The sequence below is a fragment of the Micromonospora sp. CNZ299 genome, assembly GCF_002754415.1.
Map to the genome: position 1 here is coordinate 745,561 of NZ_PEFG01000001.1, position 18,480 is coordinate 764,040.

Consider the following 18,480-nt stretch of genomic DNA (forward strand, 5'->3'; position numbering starts at 1 on the left):
CTAGACGGGTGATGGTGCGCGAGTGGGACCCCAGGACCGCGTCGTCCGCCGAGATCGCGTCGCTGCTGGCGACGCTGAACGCGGTCCTGGCGGCCGATCTGCCGCAGGACCCGCCGTGGCGGGAGACCTCGCTGCGGGAATACCTCGCCGAGGTGATGCCCGGCGAGCGGCGGATCTCCTGGATCGCCCAGGCTGAGCCGACCGACCCCGGCGACCCGGGCGCGTTGCTCGGCCAGGTGCACGTGCTGCTCCTCGGTGACATCGGCGTGCTCGAGGTGTTGGTGCACCCGTCCGTGCGGCGCAGCGGTCTCGGTCGTGACCTGGTGTTGCGCGCCGCCCGCCGGGTCTACCAGGAGGGCTTTCAGTCGATCGGGGTGGAGGTGGTCGGCGACACGCCGGCGGTGGCCTTCTACGAGTCGCTCGGCTTCGCCCGGGAATACGTGGAGACCCGCAGCGTGCTCGACCTGACCGCTGTCGACTGGGCCGAGCTGGCCGAGATGGCGACCGGCATCGGGGCGGGTTACCACCTGGAGTTCTTCCCCGGCGGGCCACCGGATGACCTGATCGAGGCGTACGCGCGGGCGAAGGCCGAGGTGCGCGACGTCGACGACGGTGAGCTGCGCCCCAGCTCCTACGACCCGGAGCGGCTGCGCGACAGCCTCGACACCCTGCACCGGCGGGGCATGAAGCCGTACATCGTGCTCGCCCGGCACGAGCAGAGCGGCGAGGTGGCCGGCCTTACCGAGGTGGTGGTCCCGGCGCAGCACCCGACCCGTGCCGACCAGTACGACACGATCGTCGCGCAGGACCACCGGGGCTACGGCATCGACCGGGCGATCAAGGCTCGGATGCTGCTGGAGCTGCGCTCCGCCGAGCCGGAGCTGATCGAGGTGCAGACCTGGAACGCGCAGGCCAACGAGGCGATGTTGAAGGTCAACGCGGAGTTGGGTTACCGGTCCGACCGGGACTGGTGCGAATACAGCGTGGACGTCGCTGAGCTGGTGCACCGCCTCGACCCACCCCGCTGAGGAATTCACGAAACTGTCCAGTTGGGGATGGACGGCGGACAGCCGCGCACCTTAACGTGCGTTCGACCCCCATCCACCCATCGTGGAGGCCCTATGCGCCCGCGCCGCTCAATCGCCGCGCTCGCGACCGCCACCGCCGCCGTGACCATCACGGCGCTCGGCGTCGCACCCACCGCGGCCAGCGCCGCGCCCACCGACCTGTTCATCTCGGAGTACGTCGAAGGCTCGTCGAACAACAAGGCGATCGAGCTGTTCAACGGCACCGGCGCCGCCGTGGACCTGACGGCCGGCGGCTACCAGTTGCAGCTCTACTTCAACGGCTCCACCACGGCCACCACGATCGCATTGACCGGGAGCGTGGCCGCTGGTGACGCGTTCGTGTTCGCGAGCGCCTCGGCCGGGGCCGCCATCCTCGCCCAGGCCGACCAGACCAGCGGGGCGAGCCTGTTCAACGGTGACGACGCGATCGTGCTGCGCCGGGGCACCACAGTGCTCGACTCGATCGGTCAGGTCGGGGTCGACCCGGGCACCGAGTGGGGGGCCGGCACGACCAGCACCGCCGACAACACCCTGCGCCGACTGCCGATCGTGGCCGCCGGCGACACGGACCCATCGGACGCGTTCGACCCGGCCGCGCAGTGGGCGGGCTTCCCGGTCGACACCTTCGACGGGCTCGGCGCGCACACAGTCGACGGCGGCGGCCCGGTGGACGTGCCGGCCACGCTGATCTGCGGGGGGCCGTTGGTCACCGCGGCGGGCACGGCCGCGACGCGCGAGGTCACCGCCACCGACCCAGACGACACGGTCGTCGATCTGGCGGTGACGGGGGTCAGCCCGACCCCGACCAGCGGCTCGATCACCCGCACCGCGCTCACCCCCGCGGAGGGGTTGGGCGGCACCGCCCGCGCGACGGTCGGCACCAGCGCCGACCTGACCGCCGGGGCGTACACCGTCACCCTGACCGCGACCGACGCGGACGGTGGCACCGCCAGCTGCGCGCTGGTCGTGCAGGTGACCCGGGAGCTGACCGTCGGCGAGGTGCAGGGTCCGACCACCGACGCCGAGTCCGGTCCGAGCGACCGGTCGCCGCTCGCACCGGCGAGCGGCAACGGCACGAGCAGCACGCTGTACGACGTCCGCGGCGTGATCACCCAGTTGACCCTGGCGCGGACCTCGGCGGGGGCGGAGCAGCACGGCTTCTTCCTCCAGAGCCGCACGGGCGACACCGACGGAGACCCGACCAGTTCCGACGGCATCTTCGTGTTCATGGGCACGTTCACCTCACTGGTCGGCGGTTACGTCCCGACGGTCGGCGACGAGGTGGTTTTGCGGGCCCGGGTGTCGGAGTACTTCGGCTTCACCCAGCTCTCCGGCGCCTCGCTGGTCCGCCGGATCGCTGGCGGGCTGGCCGTGGACACCGCGGTCGAGGTCACCGACGCGGTGCCACCGGTCGAGGTGACCGACGCGCAGCGTTTCTGGGAGCGGCACGAGGGCGCCCGGATGCGGGTACGCGCGGGCAGCGGCGCGGTGAGCGGACGGGACGTCTTCTCGTCCACTGCCGACGCCGAGCTGTGGGTGGTGGATCGGGACGATCCACTGCTGGACCGCGCCGACCCGTACACCCGGCGGGTCTTCCGTGATTCGCACCCGCTGGACAACGACCCGACCCGCCGTTTCGACGACGGCAACGGCCAGCGGACGCTGCTCGGCAGCATGGGTGTGAAGGCCACCGCCGGGGACAGCGCCGCGCTGCTCCCGCCGGCGCACACCTTCGACACGCTGCGCGCGGACGCGGTGGGTGGGGTCTACTACTCGTTCGAGAAGTACGGCGTCCAGGTCGAGCGGGCGGAATTCGACGCCGGGGCCGACCCGTCGAAGAACAACCCGCCCAAGCCGGCCGACCGGTCGCAGGAGGTGGCCGTCGCCACCTACAACGTGGAGAACCTGTACGACTACCGGGACGACCCGTTCGACGGCTGTGACTTCACCGGCAATGCCGGCTGCCCGGGCGTCAACCCGCCGTTCGACTACGTGCCGAGCAGTGAGGCGGACTACCGGCAGCAGCTCGGTGCTCTCGCCGACCAGATCGTCAAGGATTTGCACGCACCGGACCTGATCCTGGTGCAGGAGGCCGAGGACCAGGACATCTGCACGGTCTCCGGCGCCACGTTGAGCTGCGGTGACACCGACAACGCGGACGGCGCTCCGGACAGCATCCAGGAGTTGGCGCTGGCGGTGGCGGCAGCCGGTGGGCCGGCGTACGCCGCTGCCTATGACCGGACCGGCGCGGACGCCCGCGGGATCACCGCAGCCTTCCTGTACCGCACGGACCGGTTGTCGCTGGCGGCCGCGACGGCGGACGACCCGCTGCTGGGTTCGGCGCCGACCGTCCAGTACCGCTCTGCGGGGTTGCCGGCCAACGCGGACGTGCAGAACCCGAAGGCCCTCAACGCGGTGCTGCCATCGGACGTGGACACGTCCACCGGTCGGGACGGCAGCAACGTCTTCACCCGCGCTCCCCAGTTGGGCAAGTTCACAGTGGCCGCCGCACCCGGCTCGACGGAGCGGTTCACCCTGTACGCGCTCAGCAACCACTACTCCTCGGGCCCGGACAGCCGGGTCGGGCAGCGGCGGGAGCAGGCGCGCTACGGCGCGGCGATCGTCACCGCGATCGAGGCGGCCGACCAGACCGCCCGGGTGGTCTACGGAGGGGACCTGAACGTCTTCCCCCGCCCGGACGATCCCATCGCGACCGGCAGCCAGCCCACTCCCTCGGACCAGCTCGCACCGCTCTACGAGGCGGGCCTGCACAACCTGTGGGACAACCTGGTGGCGGACGTGCCGGCGTCGGCATACTCGTACAGCTTCGAGGGGCAGGCGCAGACGCTCGACCACCTGTTCGTCAACGACGCGCTCTACGGCGACCTGGTGCAGGTGCGGGCCGCGCACATCAACGCCGACTGGCCGGCGGAGTTCGCCGGCGACGGGTCGCGGGGTTCCAGCGACCACGACCCGCAGGTGGCCCGGTTCCGGTCCCGGGCGTCGTTGACCGTCGCCGACACGGCGGTGGTCGAGGGCAACCAGGGCACCAGGCAGCTCACCTTCACCGCCACGGTGTCCCGGCCGCTGTCCCAGCCGGTGTTGCTCTGCGCCACGACGGTCGGCCTCACGGCGCAGGGTGGTGCGGACTTCGACCCGTACGCCGGTTGCAAGGTGTTGGCGGCCGGGCAGACGTCGGTGGCGTTCCCGGTGTCGGTGCGCGGTGACCGTAAGCGGGAGGCGGACGAGAAGCTGACGCTGCTGGTGGCCGGGGTCCCTGGTCTCCGGCTGGCTGACCCGCTCGCGATCGGCACGATTACCAACGACGACTGACGTCGCGTTTTCCCGGCGAGGCCCGCAGATCCGTTCCGGATCGGCGGGCCTCGCTGGTGTCAAGGTGAGACCACCCCGCGCGGGGGCCACGGCGGTCGGGGCAGGTGCCGGTGTTGAGCCACACGCACCTCCCACTGGCTTCGGCGCCGCATCGCGTCCCGAACTGCCCGGTTGCGGTAGAACGTCTCGGGCGGGCGGGCCAGCCCGTAGATGTCCGCCCACCATTCGCCCGGCTCAGGGTCGAGAATGGTGTCGAGGTGCGACGGGTAGCGACGCTCCGCGCCGTTGTACGTGTCCTGCCAGTCCTGCATCGGTTTGAGCACCCGGCCGAACTCGTCCACCACGGCCAGCCGGCAGCCCAGCACACCGATGATGCGCCGAAGCAGGACGATGCTCGGCACCATGCGGCCGGCCTCGATCCGGCCAATGGTGGCATGGTGCACACCCGCCCACCGGGCCAGCTCGCGCTGGCTCAGGTCGGCGCGACGGCGGACCGCCCGGACGATACCGGCGGCAGGCCAGGGCGCGTCGGAAGGCTCGCTGAGCAGGACCGGCTCGGCTGAGGCTTGCGAATCACTCATGCCGCCACCGTCCCGCCTGGTGGAGTCGGCCGCAATCCCGCTTACCGTGCCTGTGGATAACCAGCTGACCTGTGGACATCGTTTACGGCCCGGCGGATCACTTTCCGTGCTCGCGGCACCGATCGCACCACCACTACAGCGCGTCACAGGGCTTTGCGCTGCTCCGTCGAGCCGCCCCGACCAAGGACAGACACGCCACCGGGCTGAGCAGGGGAATCCCCAACCTCGCCAGCAGACACACCACCCCCCGCCCGCCCCCTTTGCTCTGCAGTTCAATATGCACCGAGAGCGGAGGGTGAGCGTCGCCGTCGTGGGTGCAGAGCAAAGGCGGGAGAGGAGGTGGTGGTGGCGGCTCGTCAGATGGTTACGCTCCGCTAACCGTTATTGCCGGCAGGACCGCAGGCCGCAGGCCGGCCGATCCGCAGGCTGGTCGGTCCACAGGCTGGTCGGTCCACAGGTCAGTCGGTCCACGAGCCGGTACGGCCGGGAAGCTCAACCACGCCGCCCGCCGACGGGACACGCGGTCAGGACGCGCCGGCCGTGCGCGAGCCGGTGCCGCGCCCGCCCCCGCACGCTAGGAAGACAGCGCGGTCAGAGTTGGACCTGGGGTCAGTAGCGCTGGCGCAGCAGCCCGGCGGCCTCGACCGCCCAGTAGGTGAGGATGACCTGCGCGCCGGCCCGCTTGATCGAGGTGAGCGTCTCCAACATCACGCGCTCCCGGTCGATCCAGCCGTTCGCGGCGGCAGCCTCGACCATCGCGTACTCACCGGAGACCTGGTAGGCGGCGACCGGGACGTCCACCGCGGCCCGCACCGCCGACACCACGTCGAGGTAGGGCAGCGCCGGCTTGACCATCACCAGGTCGGCGCCCTCGGCGACGTCCAGCGCCACCTCACGCAGCGACTCGCGCAGGTTGGCCGGGTCCTGCTGGTAGGTGCGTCGGTCGCCCTCCAGCGCCGACTCCACCGCCTCCCGGAACGGGCCGTAGAAGGCGGAGGCGTACTTCACGGCGTACGCCAGCACGGCGACATCCTGGTGCCCGGCTGCGTCGAGCGCCCGGCGCACCACGCCGACCTGGCCGTCCATCATCCCGGACGGCCCGACCATGCCGGCCCCGGCGGCGGCCTGGGCCACCGCCATCTCGGCGTACGCGGCCAGGGTGGAGTCGTTGTCCACCTCGCCGTCGGGGGTGAGCAGGCCGCAGTGCCCGTGCGAGGTGAACTCGTCCAGGCACAGGTCGCTCATCACCACGGTGTCGTCACCCACCTCGGCCACCACGTCGCGGATGGCGACGTTGAGGATGCCGTTCGGGTCGATGCCGCCGGAGCCGGTCGGGTCGCGCCGTTCCGGCACACCGAAGAGCATGATCCCGCCGACGCCGGCCTGGACCGCCTCGGCCGCCGCCTTGCGCAGCGAGTCCCGGGAGTGCTGGAGCACCCCCGGGAGCGAACCGATGGCCCGCGGCTCGGTCAGCCCTTCCTTGACGAACATCGGCACGACCAGCTCGGCCGGGTCGACTCGGGTCTCCGACACCAGCCGGCGGATCGCCGGGGTGCGGCGCAGCCGGCGGGGCCGGATCTCGGGGTACGACATGGAAGGGCCTCCTCGAACGACTACCGGAAGCGCAGAGCGGTCGGGCCCTGCACCTTCGAGCCGCGGCGCTGCTTGGCCGGCATGGCGGCCAACTTCTCGCGCAGCTCGACGGCGTAGGCGGCGAGCGCCTCCACCAGGTCGGGCACCGAGGCGTGTGGCGGCTGGACGTCGACCCGCAGGCCGAACTCCGTCGCGGTCTCCGCCGTCTTGGGCCCAATGACGGCAACAACGGTCCGGGCGTGCGGCTTCCCGGCGATGCCGACCAGGTTGCGCACGGTGGAGGACGAGGTGAAGAGCACCGCGTCGAAGCCGCCCGACTTGATGGCGTCCCGGATCTCGGCGGGCGGCGGCGCGGCCCGCACCGTCCGGTACGCGGTCACGTCGTCGACCTCCCAGCCGCGCTCGGTGAGCCCGGCGGCGAGCGTCTCGGTGGCGATGTCGGCGCGCGGCAGCAGCACCCGGCCCACCGGGTCGAGGATCTCGTCGTGCGGGGAGAACTCGGCCAGCAGCCCTTCGGAGGACTGCTCCCCGGTGGGGATCAGCTCCGGCTGGATGCCGAACGCGCGGACCGCGTCCGCCGTCGCCTCACCGATGCAGGCGATCTTGACGCCGCCGAAGTGCCGGGCGTCCAGACCGTGCTCGGCGAACTTCTCCCAGACCGCGCGGACCGCGTTCACCGAGGTGAAGATCACCCAGGCGTACCGGCCGTCGACCAGGCCCTTGACCGCACGCTCCATCTGCGCCGGGGTGCGCGGCGGCTCGACCGCGATGGTCGGCACCTCACACGGGATCGCCCCGTACGCGCGCAGTCGGGCGCTCATCACGCCGGCCTGCTCCTTGGTCCGGGGTACGAGCACCTTCCAGCCGTACAGCGGGCGGTTCTCCCACCAGCTCAGCTTGTCGCGCTGACCCACCCCGACACCGACGGTGAGCACCACCCGGCCGGTGAAGCCGAGCGCGGCGGCCACGAAGCTGTCCACTGTCGACGTGGTCGTGTACTGGGTCTCGCCGGTGCCGTCGCCGGTCACGCCGACGCCGGTGGTGCCGTCGACCCCGGCGGCGAGCAGCCCGTCCCGGACGGCGGCGAGGTCACCGGCGTCCACGGCGAGCGCGAGCGAACCCCGGCCGACGGCCGTGGCCAGCGCCTCGAAGTCCAGTGTGCTGACGTCCTCGACGTCGGCAGCCGTCCGCACACCCGGCAGCGGCACACCGGCGTAGGTGGCCACACCCTCGGCCTGGCCGACGCCGGGCACCACCTCGAAGTGGGCGGCGGTGCGGGCGACGGCCTGCACCTCCTTGACCACCGAGTCGTGGCCGAACGGGTCGCCGGCGACGAGGTGCACCGCGTTCAACCCGGAACGGGCCGCGGAGATCAGCACCTTCGCCACGTCCCCGGGCGCGCCCTCGGCCGGCGTGAACTCGGCATCGTCCCTGGCATCGGCACGAACGACGGCGAGCAACGACTCCGGGACTCCCCGGTCGTAGATCACCTGGTCGGCGTCGACCAGGGCGTCGTGTGCCCGACGGGTCAGCAGACCTGGGTCACCGGGGCCAGCCCCGACGAACGCGATACGGCCGACGGGCTTACGGGTGCGGGTCATTCTGTGCTCCCAAATTGCTGGGTCCCCGGGCCGGTGTGTCCTTCGTGGCCGAGGATCGAGTCGGCGCCGAGGTCGAGGAGTTCGGCGGCGAGTGCCTTACCGATCTCCGCCGCGTCGGCGGGCGTTCCGGTGCGGGACAGCCGGAGGTCACGAGTGCCGTCCGGGCTGATCACCGCCCCGCGCAGGTAGATCTCATCGCCGTCGTCACCTTCGGCGAGTTCGGCGTAGGCGGCGACGGGTGCACTGCACCCGGCCTCCAGGGTCGCCAGCAACGCGCGTTCCGCGGTGACCGCGGCGCGCGACGGTGCGTGGTCGAGCAGCGCGAGCAGCTCGACCAGGTCCTGGTCATCGACCCGGCACTCGACCGCCAGCGCACCCTGGGCGGGTGCGGGCAGCATGAGCATCGGGTCGAGGGTCTCGGTGATCGTGTCGGTCCGACCGATCCGGGCCAGCCCGGCCCGGGCCAGCACGACCGCGTCGAGGTCGGCCTCGGGGCCGAGCACCCGCGCCAGGCGGGTGTCGATGTTGCCGCGGATCGGGGTGACCTCCAGTTGCAGCCCGAGGGCGTGCAGCTGGGCGATGCGGCGCAGCGCGCCGGTGCCCACTGTGGCACCGGGCGGCAGCTCGGCGAGCGTCCGCCCGCCCTGGGCGATCAGCGCGTCGCGCGGGTCCTGTCGGGCCGGCACCGCCGCGATGTGCAGCCCGGCGGCGGCGGCCGTGGGCAGATCCTTGTAGGAGTGCACCGCGAAGTCGATCGTCCTGGCGGTCAGCGCGTCGCGCAGCGCGGAGACGAACACCCCGACGCCGAGCCGGTGCACCGGCGCGTTGGAGCGGTCGCCAGCGGTGATCACCTCCACCAGCTCGACCGGGCGGCCGGTGGCGGCGGTCAACGCCTCGGCGATCTGGCTGGACTGGGCCATCGCCAGGGCGCTGCCCCGGGTGCCGAGGCGCAGGGGGGCGGTCATCGCGCACCTCCGGTGGGCGGGGTCGGCTCGGTGGCGTCGGCTCCGGACACCGGGTCGGTGCCGAGCAGTGCCGCGCCGAGGTCGGGGGTCAGCACGTCCGGGACGGTGTCCACCGGAGAGGTCTGCGGGACCTCGAGGTCGAACAGCTCGCGCAGCAGGGCCGCGTACTGGTCGCCGCCGGGCTCCGCGGCCAACTGGCGCACCTTGACGGTGGGCTGGTGCAGCAGTCGCTGCACCACCCGGTGCACGGTGCGGGCCACCTCGGCCCGCAGGTCGTCGCCGAGGTCGGGGCGGCGCTGGGCGAGCCGGCGCAGCTCGGCGGTGACCACGTCGTCGGCCCGGCCGCGCAGCGCAGCGACAGTGGGTGCCACGTCGGCGCCGCGCAGCCAGGTGAGGAAGCCCTCCACCTCGGCCAGCACGATCCGTTCGACGGCGGCGGCGTCGGCAGCCGCCGGACCGTCGGCGAGCAGCGCTGCCATCCGGTCGATGTCGATCACCTCGACGCCGGGCAGCTCGGCGACACCATCCTCGACGTCGCGCGGGACGGCCAGGTCGAGCAGGACCAGCGGGCCCCGGGCCGGGTCCCGCTCGGCCAGCGCCGCGCTGACCACCGGACGGGTGAGGACCGGTTCGGTGGACGCGGTGGCGGCCACTACGATGTCCACTGTGGAGAGGGTGTTGGCCAGCTCGGTCATCGGCGCCGCACTCGCCCCGTACGACTCGGCGAGCCGGACGGCCCGGTCGGCGCCCCGGTTGCTGACGGTGAGCGGCCCGGCGCCCAGCCGGGACAGCGTGGCCACCCCGAGCGAGCCCATCGCGCCGGCACCGACCACCAGGGCCGGGTGGCCGTCGAGGTCGCCGTCGAGGTGCCCGGCGGCGAGCTCCAGCGCTGCGGTGACGACGCTCTGGCCGGCCCGGTCGATGCCGGTCTCGGCGTGGGCCCGCTTGCCGACCCGCAACGCCTGCTGCATCAGCTCGTGCAGCAGCCGGCCGGCCGAGTCGGCGCCGGTGGCCCAGTGGTACGCGTCGCGCAGCTGCCCGAGGATCTGCGCCTCACCGACGACCATCGAGTCCAGGCCGGTGGCGACCCGGAAGACGTGGTCGACGGCGGCGGTGTCGTAGTGCACGTACAGGTGGCTGGCGAGCGCCGCCGGCGGACTGCCGGCCTGCTCGGCCAGGACGGCGCAGACGTCGCCGAGCCCGCCGTGGAAACCGGACACGGCGGCGTAGACCTCCACCCGGTTGCAGGTGGAGACGATCACCGCCTCGGCCACGTACGGCTGGGCGATCAGGCGGTCCAGGGTGCGGGTCAGGTCGGCGGGGGGCACAGCCAGCTGCTCCAGCGTGGCGACCGGGGCGGTCCGATAGGACGCGCCGACGACGAGCAGTTTCACGTGCCGATCGCCTCCTGGGTGTCGGTGGCCGCGAACCCGCCCGGCAGGGCGGTGAGAGCGGACCCGCCGGTGGCGGGCAGCGCGGTCAGCGATGCCTTGCGGTGCTCGTGGAAGGACAGAATCTGCAGCTCGATGGCGAGGTCGACCTTGCGTAGGTCGACCCCCTCCGGAACCGAGAGTACGCACGGTGCGAAGTTGAGGATGCTCGTCACACCGACGGCGACCAGTTGGTCGGCGACCTGCTGGGCGGCTGCGGCCGGGGTGGCGATCACGCCGATCGCCAGGGATTCCTCCGCGGCGACCGTCGCCAGGTCGTCGACATGCCGGACAACCAGGCCGTTGATCTCCTCGCCGACCCGGGAGGGATCGGCGTCGAGCAGTGCGGCGATCCGGAAGCCCCGGCTTGCGAAGCCGTCGTAGCCGGCCAGGGCGTGACCGAGATTACCCACGCCGACCAGGGCGACCGCCCGGCGTTGAGTGAGCCCGAGCACAAACTCGATCTGCTCGATCAGCAGCGCGACGTCGTAGCCGACGCCCCGGGTGCCGTACGAGCCGAGGTGGGAGAGGTCCTTGCGGAGCTTGGCGGAGTTGACACCGGCGGCGGCGGAGAGGCCCTCGCTGGAGACAGTCTCGTGCCCGGTGTCGGCGAGGTTGTGCAGCGCGCGCAGGTACTCCGGGAGCCGAGCGACGGTCGCCTCGGGCAGATCCGGTAGCGCCGGTACGGCACCGGCGCGGCCGGGCGCGCCTGGGTGACGGTGCTGACTCATGAGACTCCGTGCGGTGCGATCCTCGGCCAACTCCGCTGGTCGGCCGCTTATGGACTCCCGCTGGCGACCGAGATTGCCGGCTGTGCTAGCAGGGCGCGTCGGAGTCACAGAGTAGGCGCTTGTGAAGACGTGCACAAATCGCGATCTTGTCGCTGCGCCACGCAACCTCACCAGCACCTCCATTCCGCAAGATCGATCCGACGGGCTTCCGCTCACGCCACCCGGGCGATTATTGCTCAATCCCGACTTCTCTGACCAATCCCGCGCCGAGGCTCACAGGGACCGTCCCCCCAGGTGGTAGGGGCAGCACTACGGGGGAGAGGCAGGGCTTCGGGATGGGGACCCGAAGCCCGAATGCCTAGCCTTTTGGGCATGACCGCCGTTGCCGCCACCAGCGACCAACCGACGCTGGCACCGAGCATCCCCCGCCAACTCTTCGTCGACTCCGGGTACGTGCTGCTCGGCCTGCCCCTGGCGGTGGCCAGCTTCGTGGTCCTCATCGTCGGCACCGCGGTCGGCATCGGCCTGGTGGTGACGGTGGTCGGCCTGCCGATCCTCAGCGGCACCCTGTACGCCGCCCGTGGGCTCGCCGACATCGAGCGGCTGCGGCTGCCCGCGGTGCTCCGGCAGCCCCGGATCCGGCCGCACTACCGGCTGCCCGAGGCGGGCGCGAACGCCTGGCGACGGATCTTCGTGCCGATGCGGGACGCCCAGTCCTGGCTCGACCTGGCGCACGGCATCCTGCGGCTGATCGCGGCGGCCGGCACCTTCGTGGTGGCCCTGGTCTGGTGGGCGGGAGCGATCGCCGGCTCGCTGTACTGGGCCTACGACTGGGCCCTTCCCCGAGCCGACGGCGAGGGTGACAAGGACCTGGCGCAACTGCTCGGCCTGGGCGACTCGACCACCGCCCGAATCGGCCTGAACACCGCGATCGGGGTGTTCTTCCTGATCACCCTGCCGATCGTGATCCGGGGTTGCGCGCTTCTCCAGGCCAGCTTCGCCAAGGCCATGCTGACCGGGGTGGCCGAGATGCGCGACCGGATCACAGTGCTGGAGGAGCAGAAACGGGCCGCCGTGTCCGCCGAGGCGTCCGCGCTGCGCCGGTTGGAACGCGACATCCACGACGGCCCCCAGCAGCGCCTGGTGCGCCTGGCGATGGACCTCAGCCGGGCCCGGATGCAGCTCGCGTCCGACCCGGAGGCGGCCGGCCGGACCATCGACGAGGCAGTCACCCAGACCCGGGACACGCTGGCCGAGCTGCGGGCGCTGTCCCGGGGCATCGCCCCGCCGATCCTGGTCGACCGGGGCCTGCCCAGCGCCCTGGCCGCGATCGCCGCGCGTGGGCTGATCCCGATTGAGCTCCAGGTGGATCCGCAGCTCGGCACGCCGGGCGGGCGGCTCGACCCGGCGGTGGAGAACACCGCGTACTTCGTGGTGTCCGAGGCGCTGACCAACGTCGCCAAGCACGCCCGGGCCACCGAGGCCGTGGTGGCCGTCGCCCGGCAGGGCGCCCACCTCCAGGTGCGGGTGGGCGACGACGGTCAGGGCGGCGCACACCTGGCCAAGGGGCACGGGCTGGCTGGCATCGCCGACCGGGTCCGGGCCGCCGGCGGTGAACTGGTGGTGGTCAGCCCGGCCGGCGGCCCCACCGAGATCCGCGCTGAGCTCCCGCTGTGATCAGTCCCGCGCCGCGCCCCCACTACGGGTCGGACGTGGTAGACAACACAGCCATGCGCATCGTGATCGCGGACGACGCCGTCCTGCTCCGGGAGGGGCTGGTCCGGCTGCTCACCGAGAGCGGCCACCAGGTGGTGGCCGCCGTCGGCGACGGCGACGCGCTGGTCGAGGCGGTGGTGGAGCACCGCCCGGACGTGTCGATCGTCGACGTCCGGATGCCGCCGTCGCACACCGACGAGGGGCTGCGGGCAGCGGTGGAGGCACGCCGGTTGGTGCCGCGTACCCCGATCCTGGTGCTCTCCCAGTACGTCGAGGTCTCGTACGCCGATGATCTGCTCGCCACCACCGGCGGTGCCGGCGGTGGGATCGGCTATCTGCTCAAGGACCGGGTGGCCGCGATCGACGAGTTCCTGGACGCGCTGCGCAGAGTGGCGGCCGGCGGCACGGTGCTCGACCCGGAGGTGGTCGGTCAGCTCTTCGCCCGACGCCGCCGAGACGACCCGCTGAGCGAGCTGACTCCCCGCGAGCGCGAGGTGCTCGCCCTGATGGCCGAGGGCCGCTCGAACACCGCCATCGCCCGTTCCCTGGTGGTCAGCGACGGCGCGGTGGAGAAGCACGTGCGCAACATCTTCACCAAGCTCACGCTGCCGCCCGACACCGAGCAGCACCGGCGGGTGCTGGCCGTCCTCACCTACCTGCGGAACTGACCTCCCGGGCCAGGGTCACCGCGTCGGTGAGCGTGTCGGCCACCGGGTGACCGGAGTCACGCAGCCGGGCCGGGTCGGTGAACCCGCCGGTGTAGAGCACCGCACGGCCGCCCACCGCGAGGGCCGCGTCCGCGTCGTCGATGGAGTCGCCGATCAGCACCACCGAGGCGCCGTCCACGCCCAGCTCGGTGAGGTGCAGCTGGAGCGACTCGGCCTTACGGCCGCCGCCGACCGTGGCCCGCAGCCCGTCGACCCGGGCGAAGTGGCCGGTCAGCCCGTACGTGTGCACGGTCGGCACCAGCTCCTCGTGGAACCACATGGAGAGCAGGCTCTGGCCGCCCGGCCAGGCGGCCATCGCGGTGCGCGCGTCGGCGGCCAGCTCACAGGTGGTCAACCCGGTGCGGTACGCGTCGTGGAAGATCCGGTCCAGTCGGCCGAACTCGTCGTCGTCGACGGCCTGGCCGAGCACCTCGGCGTAGTACTCGGCTATCGGTCGGCGGAACCGCACCCGGTGCTCGTCCAGGGTGACCGTCGGCCCGCCCAGGCTCGCGAACACGACGTTGGTGGCGGACACCACCAGGCTGAGGTCGTTGAGCAGGGTCCCGTTCCAGTCCCACACGAGGTGGGGGTGCGCAGGGGTCATCAGAGCACCTTAGGCACCGCTCAGAGCTGCGGAGTGGTCAGGTCCCGCAGCAGCCGGTCCTCCTCGACCCGCCAGTAGCCGTGCTCCTTGCCGTCGAGCATCACCACGGGCAGCCGGTCCCCGTACTCCCGCTCCAGCCCGTCGTCGCCGGTGACGTCCCACTCGACCCACTTGTCGCCGGTGACCGCCACCACCCGGTCGAGTGCGGCCTTGGCGTCGTCGCACAGGTGGCAGCCGGGTCGGGTGATCAGGGCGAGCCGGGCGTCAGTGGCCATCGGTTACCTCCGTGCGGGTGTCGGCGGGTGCGGGTGGGTCGGCTGGCGTCGCCGGCCGGAGCTGGACCTTTTTACCTTGCCGAGCACGGCGGCAGGGTGCCGGCACCACGTACGCCCGCACAGTCTCGCCGGTCCTCGGGTGCGGCACACCCCGTACCGCCGACTCGGCCACCCCGGGGTGGCCGGTGGACACCTGATGACCGGTGACCTACGGCGAAGCGCGCCGCAGCGGCGGGCTCCACCGGCGCCGCGCTGCGAAAGTCCCATGAACGGGACTCACCTGTGTGCCATCGGCGGGCCGTCCAGGTCCTGTCGATGGGACGGGCGGCACCGTCCACAGACGCCTCGGCAAAGCAGGCGCGCCACTCGACGCGGCGGCCCAGCCGAACGGGCAATCAGCCCCCGACCAGGTGATCCATCCTGGAACACCGCGCCGATGCAAAGTCAAACGCACACGACGGACAACCGGTCCGCCACCGGTGCGGCGGAGCGGGAAATACTTCCGCCTTGTGTAACGGACTTGCCACGCGCGGGTGACGTTGGCCCTATCATCACTCGGGTCGGCTCACCCCATTTGCCGTGAGTCGACACCCCTCAGCCCGAGGAGGCCCCCGTGCCTGTGAGCGCATTGGACCAGCACCTCCAGGGGAATTGCCGCCCGCCGGCAACTCCCATGACCGTCCTGCCCGACCGGGATCCCGGTCGGCCCGTCCCGATGACCTACAGACCGGCCCGTCCGGTGGCCAACGGGACGGGGGCAGCCCGGTGACCACCTTCGGTTACGCGGAACGCCCGCTCGGCCTGACCGGTCAGCCGGCCCGCTCCCACGTCAACGAGCGGCCCATGGCCCGTTCCCCGCTGGACGAATCACACGGCACCGCCGTGCGGGGCGACGGCGCGGCGCATCGGACACGCAGTCGGCCACACCACAACGAACCGACGCCACGGCCCGCGGTGCCGGGCGGAAACGGTGGACCGCCCGGGGGTCGCGTCGCCGTACCGCCCCGGCCGCTGCCAGCGCAGGGTCGACGGGTCAGCGACACACCAGCGGTGACCACCGACCCGGCGGCGGGTGAGACAGCGGTGATCCCGGCGGTGCCGGCCACCACCACCACCACCCCGACCGGCTTCCCGAGCCGCCCGGACCCGTCCGACCCGGCCACCGAGGTCTGGACGCTGATCGAGCGGGCCCAGGCCGGCGAGTCCGAGGCGTTCGGTCTGATCTACGACCGGTACGTGGACACCGTGTTCCGGTTCGTCTACTTCCGGGTCGGCAACCGGCAACTCGCCGAGGACCTCACCTCGGACACCTTCCTGCGCGCGCTCAAGCGGATCGGCAGCTTCACCTGGCAGGGCCGCGACCTCGGCGCCTGGCTGGTGACGATCGCCCGCAACCTGGTCGCGGACCACTTCAAGTCGGGCCGCTACCGGCTGGAGGTCACCACCGGCGACGTGCTCGACGCCGACCGGGAGGACCGGGGCCCGGAGGGCAGCCCGGAGGCCGCGGTGGTGGAGCACATCACCAACGTCGCGCTGCTCACCGCCGTGAAACAGCTCAACCCGGAGCAGCAGGAGTGCATCGTGCTCCGCTTCCTCCAGGGGTTCTCGGTCGCCGAGACGGCCCGTGCGATGGGCAAGAACGAGGGCGCCATCAAGGCCCTCCAGTACCGGGCGGTTCGCGCCCTGGCCCGCCTCCTTCCCGACGGCTTCCAGCCGTAGATTGTTTCGGCGGGGCCGATGGACGCCGATCAACGTCCCTGCAGGTCAGAGTCGGTCCCGCCCGGTGACGACGATCACTTTCTGTAATTTCCGGCCCGCCAGGCCCGTAACCCGTGCCCGGTCCGCCGCGTTTCTCCGGGTGCGACCGGTGGATGTCCTGGCAGGCCCGGGACACCGAGGTCCGACCGGCACGCCGGCGGCACCTCACCTCCGTGGTGTCACACTGCCGCCCGGTCGCTGGCAACGACCGCGGCCGACCGGCCGTGACCAGCGAGAGGGAGGTGCCTGCGGTGGACAACATCCTCTTCTCCCGCCGGCGCGCCGAGCGCTTCGCGCAGCTTCTCGACGAGGCCAACGGCGCTCGACGACACCACGTGCGATCCCGGGTGGACGGTCAACTCGCGCCGCTCGTCGCGGTGGGTCAGCAGCTCACCGTCGACCCTCCGGCTGTCGAGGTGAACCCGGACTTCCGTACCGGCCTGCGGGCAATGCTGCTCGCGACCGCCGAACGCGAAGGACTGGGCGCCCCACCGGCGGCCAGCGAACCAACCACCACGACGACGACCCGCGGGCGGCTGCTGCCGGCGGTCACCGCTCGTCGGGCCCGAGCCCGGGGCGCGATCCTGATCGGCATCGCGGCCGGCGCCATCGCGGTCTCCGGCATCTCCGCCGCCAGCGAGAACGCCGTGCCCGGCGACGCGCTCTACGGCATGAAGCGCTCGACCGAACGCGCGCAACTCGCCCTGGCCAGCTCGGACATCAGCCGCGGCCAGCTCTTCCTGGACTTCGCCCGGACCCGGGTCGGTGAGGCAGCCAAGCTGCGCGGCGACCGGATCGGCTACAGCGCGGTCCTCGACGACATGGACGCCGACACCCGGCAGGGCGTACGCCTGCTGACCGCCGCCGCCGTGCAGCGGGCCGAGCCGGGCAGCCTGGACACACTCAACACCTTCGTCTCGGGGCAACGCCGGGCGGTGAGTGGCCTGCTCGACGGGGGCACCCGCGCCGACCGGGCCCGGACCCAGCGGTCGCTGGTCCTCCTGGACACCATCCGGGAACGTTCGGATGCACTGCGTGCGGCAATCGCCTGCGGCCTCCCGGCCCCGACCGCCAGCGACACTCTCGGCCCCAACCCGAGCGCCTGCCCCGGGGCGCGCTGACCCGCACCCCATATACCGCAGGTCCGACCGGCCGCGCCACAGTTCGTTCTGGGCTCGGCCGGTCGACCGTATCCGGCGGCTACCCTTCGCTGGGAGGCATCCGTCGTACCGGTGAGGAAGGGAGTCGCGTGGCGCGCAGCCGTAAGGTGACGGTCAGCACCGACGCCGAGGGGCACACTGCGGGCTGGGCGGAGACCGACCTGGCCCCGGCCACCGCGCCGGATTCGACGGCCGCGGCGTTCTTCGACGTGGACAACACCATGATGCAGGGCGCCTCGATCTACTGGTTCGCCCGTGGGCTCGCCTCCCGCAACTACGTCACCACCTCCGACCTGGCCCGGTTCGCCTGGCAGCAGCTCCGGTTCCGGCTGCTGGCCCGGGAGCACGCCGGTGACATGTCGCTGGCCAAGGAGGCCGCGCTGGCCTTCGTCCAAGGCTGGCGGGTCGACGAGGTGGAGCACCTCGCCGAGGAGATCTTCGACGAGATGATGGCTCCCCGGATCTGGGCCGGCACCCACCAGCTCGCCCGAGGTCACCTGGGCGCCGGCCAGCGGGTGTGGCTGGTCAGCGCGGCCCCGGTGGAGATCGGCCGGGTGATCGCCGCCCGGCTCGGCCTGACCGGTGCCATCGGCACGGTGGCCGAGATCGTCGACGGGGCGTACACCGGGAGGTTGGTGGGTGACCTGATGCACGGGCCGGCGAAGGCCGAGGCGGTCACCCAGCTCGCCGCTGTGGAAGGGCTCGACCTGACCCGCTGCGCGGCCTACAGCGACTCGGCCAACGACCTGCCGCTGCTCCGTGCGGTGGGCAGGGCGGTGGCCGTCAACCCGGACGGCAGCCTGCTGCGGCAGGCCCGCCAGCACGGCTGGGAGGTACGGGACTTCCGCACCGGCCTGCGCGCGGTCAAGATCGCCGTGCCGTCGACCGCGGCGGCCGGTCTGGTCGCCGGCGCGGTCACCGCCGGCCTGGCGTTGCAGCGCCGCCGCCGCGCCGACTGA

The 18,480-nt window shown here is 72.3% G+C and carries 16 protein-coding genes; 7 read left to right on the forward strand and 9 right to left on the reverse strand.

Annotation, left to right across the window (positions count from 1 at the left end):
• Positions 1 to 11 precede the first annotated feature (11 nt).
• Positions 12 to 1,028 carry a GNAT family N-acetyltransferase gene (locus CLT68_RS03570; RefSeq protein ID WP_099848816.1) on the forward strand — a complete coding sequence of 339 codons (1,017 nt, stop codon included), beginning with the start codon at positions 12 to 14 and terminating at the stop codon, positions 1,026 to 1,028.
• A 93-nt stretch (positions 1,029 to 1,121) separates the two neighbouring features.
• Complete coding sequence (locus tag CLT68_RS03575) at positions 1,122 to 4,400, forward strand: lamin tail domain-containing protein (RefSeq protein ID WP_099848818.1); 3,279 nt, start codon at positions 1,122 to 1,124, stop codon at positions 4,398 to 4,400.
• Positions 4,401 to 4,459: 59 nt separating this feature from the next.
• Here CLT68_RS03575 and CLT68_RS03580 read toward each other — a convergent pair whose 3' ends face one another.
• The 6 genes from CLT68_RS03580 to CLT68_RS03605 form a co-directional block, all read right to left on the reverse strand.
• Entirely contained in the window at positions 4,460 to 4,981 is a 522-nt protein-coding gene (locus CLT68_RS03580; RefSeq protein ID WP_099848820.1) for a helix-turn-helix domain-containing protein, read from the reverse strand.
• Positions 4,982 to 5,590: 609 nt separating this feature from the next.
• Positions 5,591 to 6,574, reverse strand: a complete 984-nt coding sequence (gene hemB, locus CLT68_RS03585; RefSeq protein WP_088950331.1) for a porphobilinogen synthase — start codon at positions 6,572 to 6,574, stop codon at positions 5,591 to 5,593.
• Between the two features lie 20 nt (positions 6,575 to 6,594).
• Positions 6,595 to 8,175, reverse strand: a complete 1,581-nt coding sequence (locus CLT68_RS03590) for a bifunctional uroporphyrinogen-III C-methyltransferase/uroporphyrinogen-III synthase (protein WP_088950332.1) — start codon at positions 8,173 to 8,175, stop codon at positions 6,595 to 6,597.
• Positions 8,172 to 9,140: a hydroxymethylbilane synthase gene (gene hemC, locus CLT68_RS03595; RefSeq protein ID WP_088950333.1), complete on the reverse strand. Its 969-nt coding sequence runs from the start codon at positions 9,138 to 9,140 to the stop codon at positions 8,172 to 8,174. The genes CLT68_RS03590 and hemC overlap by 4 nt, the downstream gene beginning before the upstream one ends.
• On the reverse strand, positions 9,137 to 10,534 hold the full coding sequence (locus tag CLT68_RS03600; RefSeq protein WP_099848822.1) for a glutamyl-tRNA reductase: 1,398 nt from the start codon (positions 10,532 to 10,534) through the stop codon (positions 9,137 to 9,139). Before CLT68_RS03600 ends, hemC begins: the two co-directional genes overlap by 4 nt.
• Positions 10,531 to 11,301: a redox-sensing transcriptional repressor Rex gene (locus CLT68_RS03605; RefSeq protein WP_099848824.1), complete on the reverse strand. Its 771-nt coding sequence runs from the start codon at positions 11,299 to 11,301 to the stop codon at positions 10,531 to 10,533. Before CLT68_RS03605 ends, CLT68_RS03600 begins: the two co-directional genes overlap by 4 nt.
• Positions 11,302 to 11,673: 372 nt before the next feature.
• Here CLT68_RS03605 and CLT68_RS03610 point away from each other — a divergent pair, with 372 nt between their 5' ends.
• Both CLT68_RS03610 and CLT68_RS03615 read left to right on the forward strand, forming a co-directional pair.
• Positions 11,674 to 12,978 carry a sensor histidine kinase gene (locus CLT68_RS03610; RefSeq protein WP_099848826.1) on the forward strand — a complete coding sequence of 435 codons (1,305 nt, stop codon included), beginning with the start codon at positions 11,674 to 11,676 and terminating at the stop codon, positions 12,976 to 12,978.
• 53 nt (positions 12,979 to 13,031) lie between these two features.
• Positions 13,032 to 13,685: a response regulator transcription factor gene (locus tag CLT68_RS03615; protein ID WP_088950337.1), complete on the forward strand. Its 654-nt coding sequence runs from the start codon at positions 13,032 to 13,034 to the stop codon at positions 13,683 to 13,685.
• Here CLT68_RS03615 and CLT68_RS03620 read toward each other — a convergent pair.
• The 3 genes from CLT68_RS03620 to CLT68_RS03630 are packed head-to-tail and all read right to left on the reverse strand — an operon-like array spanning position 13,666 to position 14,796.
• Positions 13,666 to 14,328: an HAD hydrolase-like protein gene (locus tag CLT68_RS03620; protein WP_099848828.1), complete on the reverse strand. Its 663-nt coding sequence runs from the start codon at positions 14,326 to 14,328 to the stop codon at positions 13,666 to 13,668. The two genes, CLT68_RS03615 and CLT68_RS03620, sit on opposite strands and share 20 nt — an antisense overlap.
• A 20-nt stretch (positions 14,329 to 14,348) precedes the next feature.
• On the reverse strand, positions 14,349 to 14,603 hold the full coding sequence (locus CLT68_RS03625; RefSeq protein WP_088987465.1) for a glutaredoxin family protein: 255 nt from the start codon (positions 14,601 to 14,603) through the stop codon (positions 14,349 to 14,351).
• Complete coding sequence (locus CLT68_RS03630; RefSeq protein ID WP_099848830.1) at positions 14,593 to 14,796, reverse strand: AMP-binding enzyme; 204 nt, start codon at positions 14,794 to 14,796, stop codon at positions 14,593 to 14,595. The genes CLT68_RS03625 and CLT68_RS03630 overlap by 11 nt, the downstream gene beginning before the upstream one ends.
• A gap of 572 nt (positions 14,797 to 15,368) precedes the next feature.
• Between CLT68_RS03630 and CLT68_RS03635 the strand changes: the two genes are divergently transcribed.
• The 3 genes from CLT68_RS03635 to CLT68_RS03645 all read left to right on the forward strand — a co-directional run bounded on the left by CLT68_RS03635 (position 15,369) and on the right by CLT68_RS03645 (position 18,480).
• Positions 15,369 to 16,322, forward strand: a complete 954-nt coding sequence (locus CLT68_RS03635; RefSeq protein ID WP_099848832.1) for an ECF subfamily RNA polymerase sigma factor, BldN family — start codon at positions 15,369 to 15,371, stop codon at positions 16,320 to 16,322.
• 281 nt (positions 16,323 to 16,603) lie between these two features.
• The gene (locus tag CLT68_RS03640) at positions 16,604 to 17,482 is read left to right on the forward strand and encodes a DUF5667 domain-containing protein (RefSeq protein ID WP_486482410.1); all 879 of its coding nucleotides are present in this window, start codon (positions 16,604 to 16,606) and stop codon (positions 17,480 to 17,482) included.
• Between the two features lie 128 nt (positions 17,483 to 17,610).
• Complete coding sequence (locus tag CLT68_RS03645) at positions 17,611 to 18,480, forward strand: HAD-IB family hydrolase (protein WP_099848834.1); 870 nt, start codon at positions 17,611 to 17,613, stop codon at positions 18,478 to 18,480.

Coding starts and splice junctions, on each gene's coding strand:
- CLT68_RS03610 (WP_099848826.1), top strand. CDS start 11,674: ATGACCGCCGTTGCCGCCACCAGCGACCAACCGACGCTGGCACCGAGC.
- CLT68_RS03570 (WP_099848816.1), top strand. CDS start 12: ATGGTGCGCGAGTGGGACCCCAGGACCGCGTCGTCCGCCGAGATCGCG.
- CLT68_RS03620 (WP_099848828.1), bottom strand. CDS start 14,328: ATGACCCCTGCGCACCCCCACCTCGTGTGGGACTGGAACGGGACCCTG.
- CLT68_RS03580 (WP_099848820.1), bottom strand. CDS start 4,981: ATGAGTGATTCGCAAGCCTCAGCCGAGCCGGTCCTGCTCAGCGAGCCT.
- CLT68_RS03605 (WP_099848824.1), bottom strand. CDS start 11,301: ATGAGTCAGCACCGTCACCCAGGCGCGCCCGGCCGCGCCGGTGCCGTA.
- hemC (WP_088950333.1), bottom strand. CDS start 9,140: ATGACCGCCCCCCTGCGCCTCGGCACCCGGGGCAGCGCCCTGGCGATG.
- hemB (WP_088950331.1), bottom strand. CDS start 6,574: ATGTCGTACCCCGAGATCCGGCCCCGCCGGCTGCGCCGCACCCCGGCG.
- CLT68_RS03625 (WP_088987465.1), bottom strand. CDS start 14,603: ATGGCCACTGACGCCCGGCTCGCCCTGATCACCCGACCCGGCTGCCAC.
- CLT68_RS03575 (WP_099848818.1), top strand. CDS start 1,122: ATGCGCCCGCGCCGCTCAATCGCCGCGCTCGCGACCGCCACCGCCGCC.
- CLT68_RS03615 (WP_088950337.1), top strand. CDS start 13,032: ATGCGCATCGTGATCGCGGACGACGCCGTCCTGCTCCGGGAGGGGCTG.
- CLT68_RS03590 (WP_088950332.1), bottom strand. CDS start 8,175: ATGACCCGCACCCGTAAGCCCGTCGGCCGTATCGCGTTCGTCGGGGCT.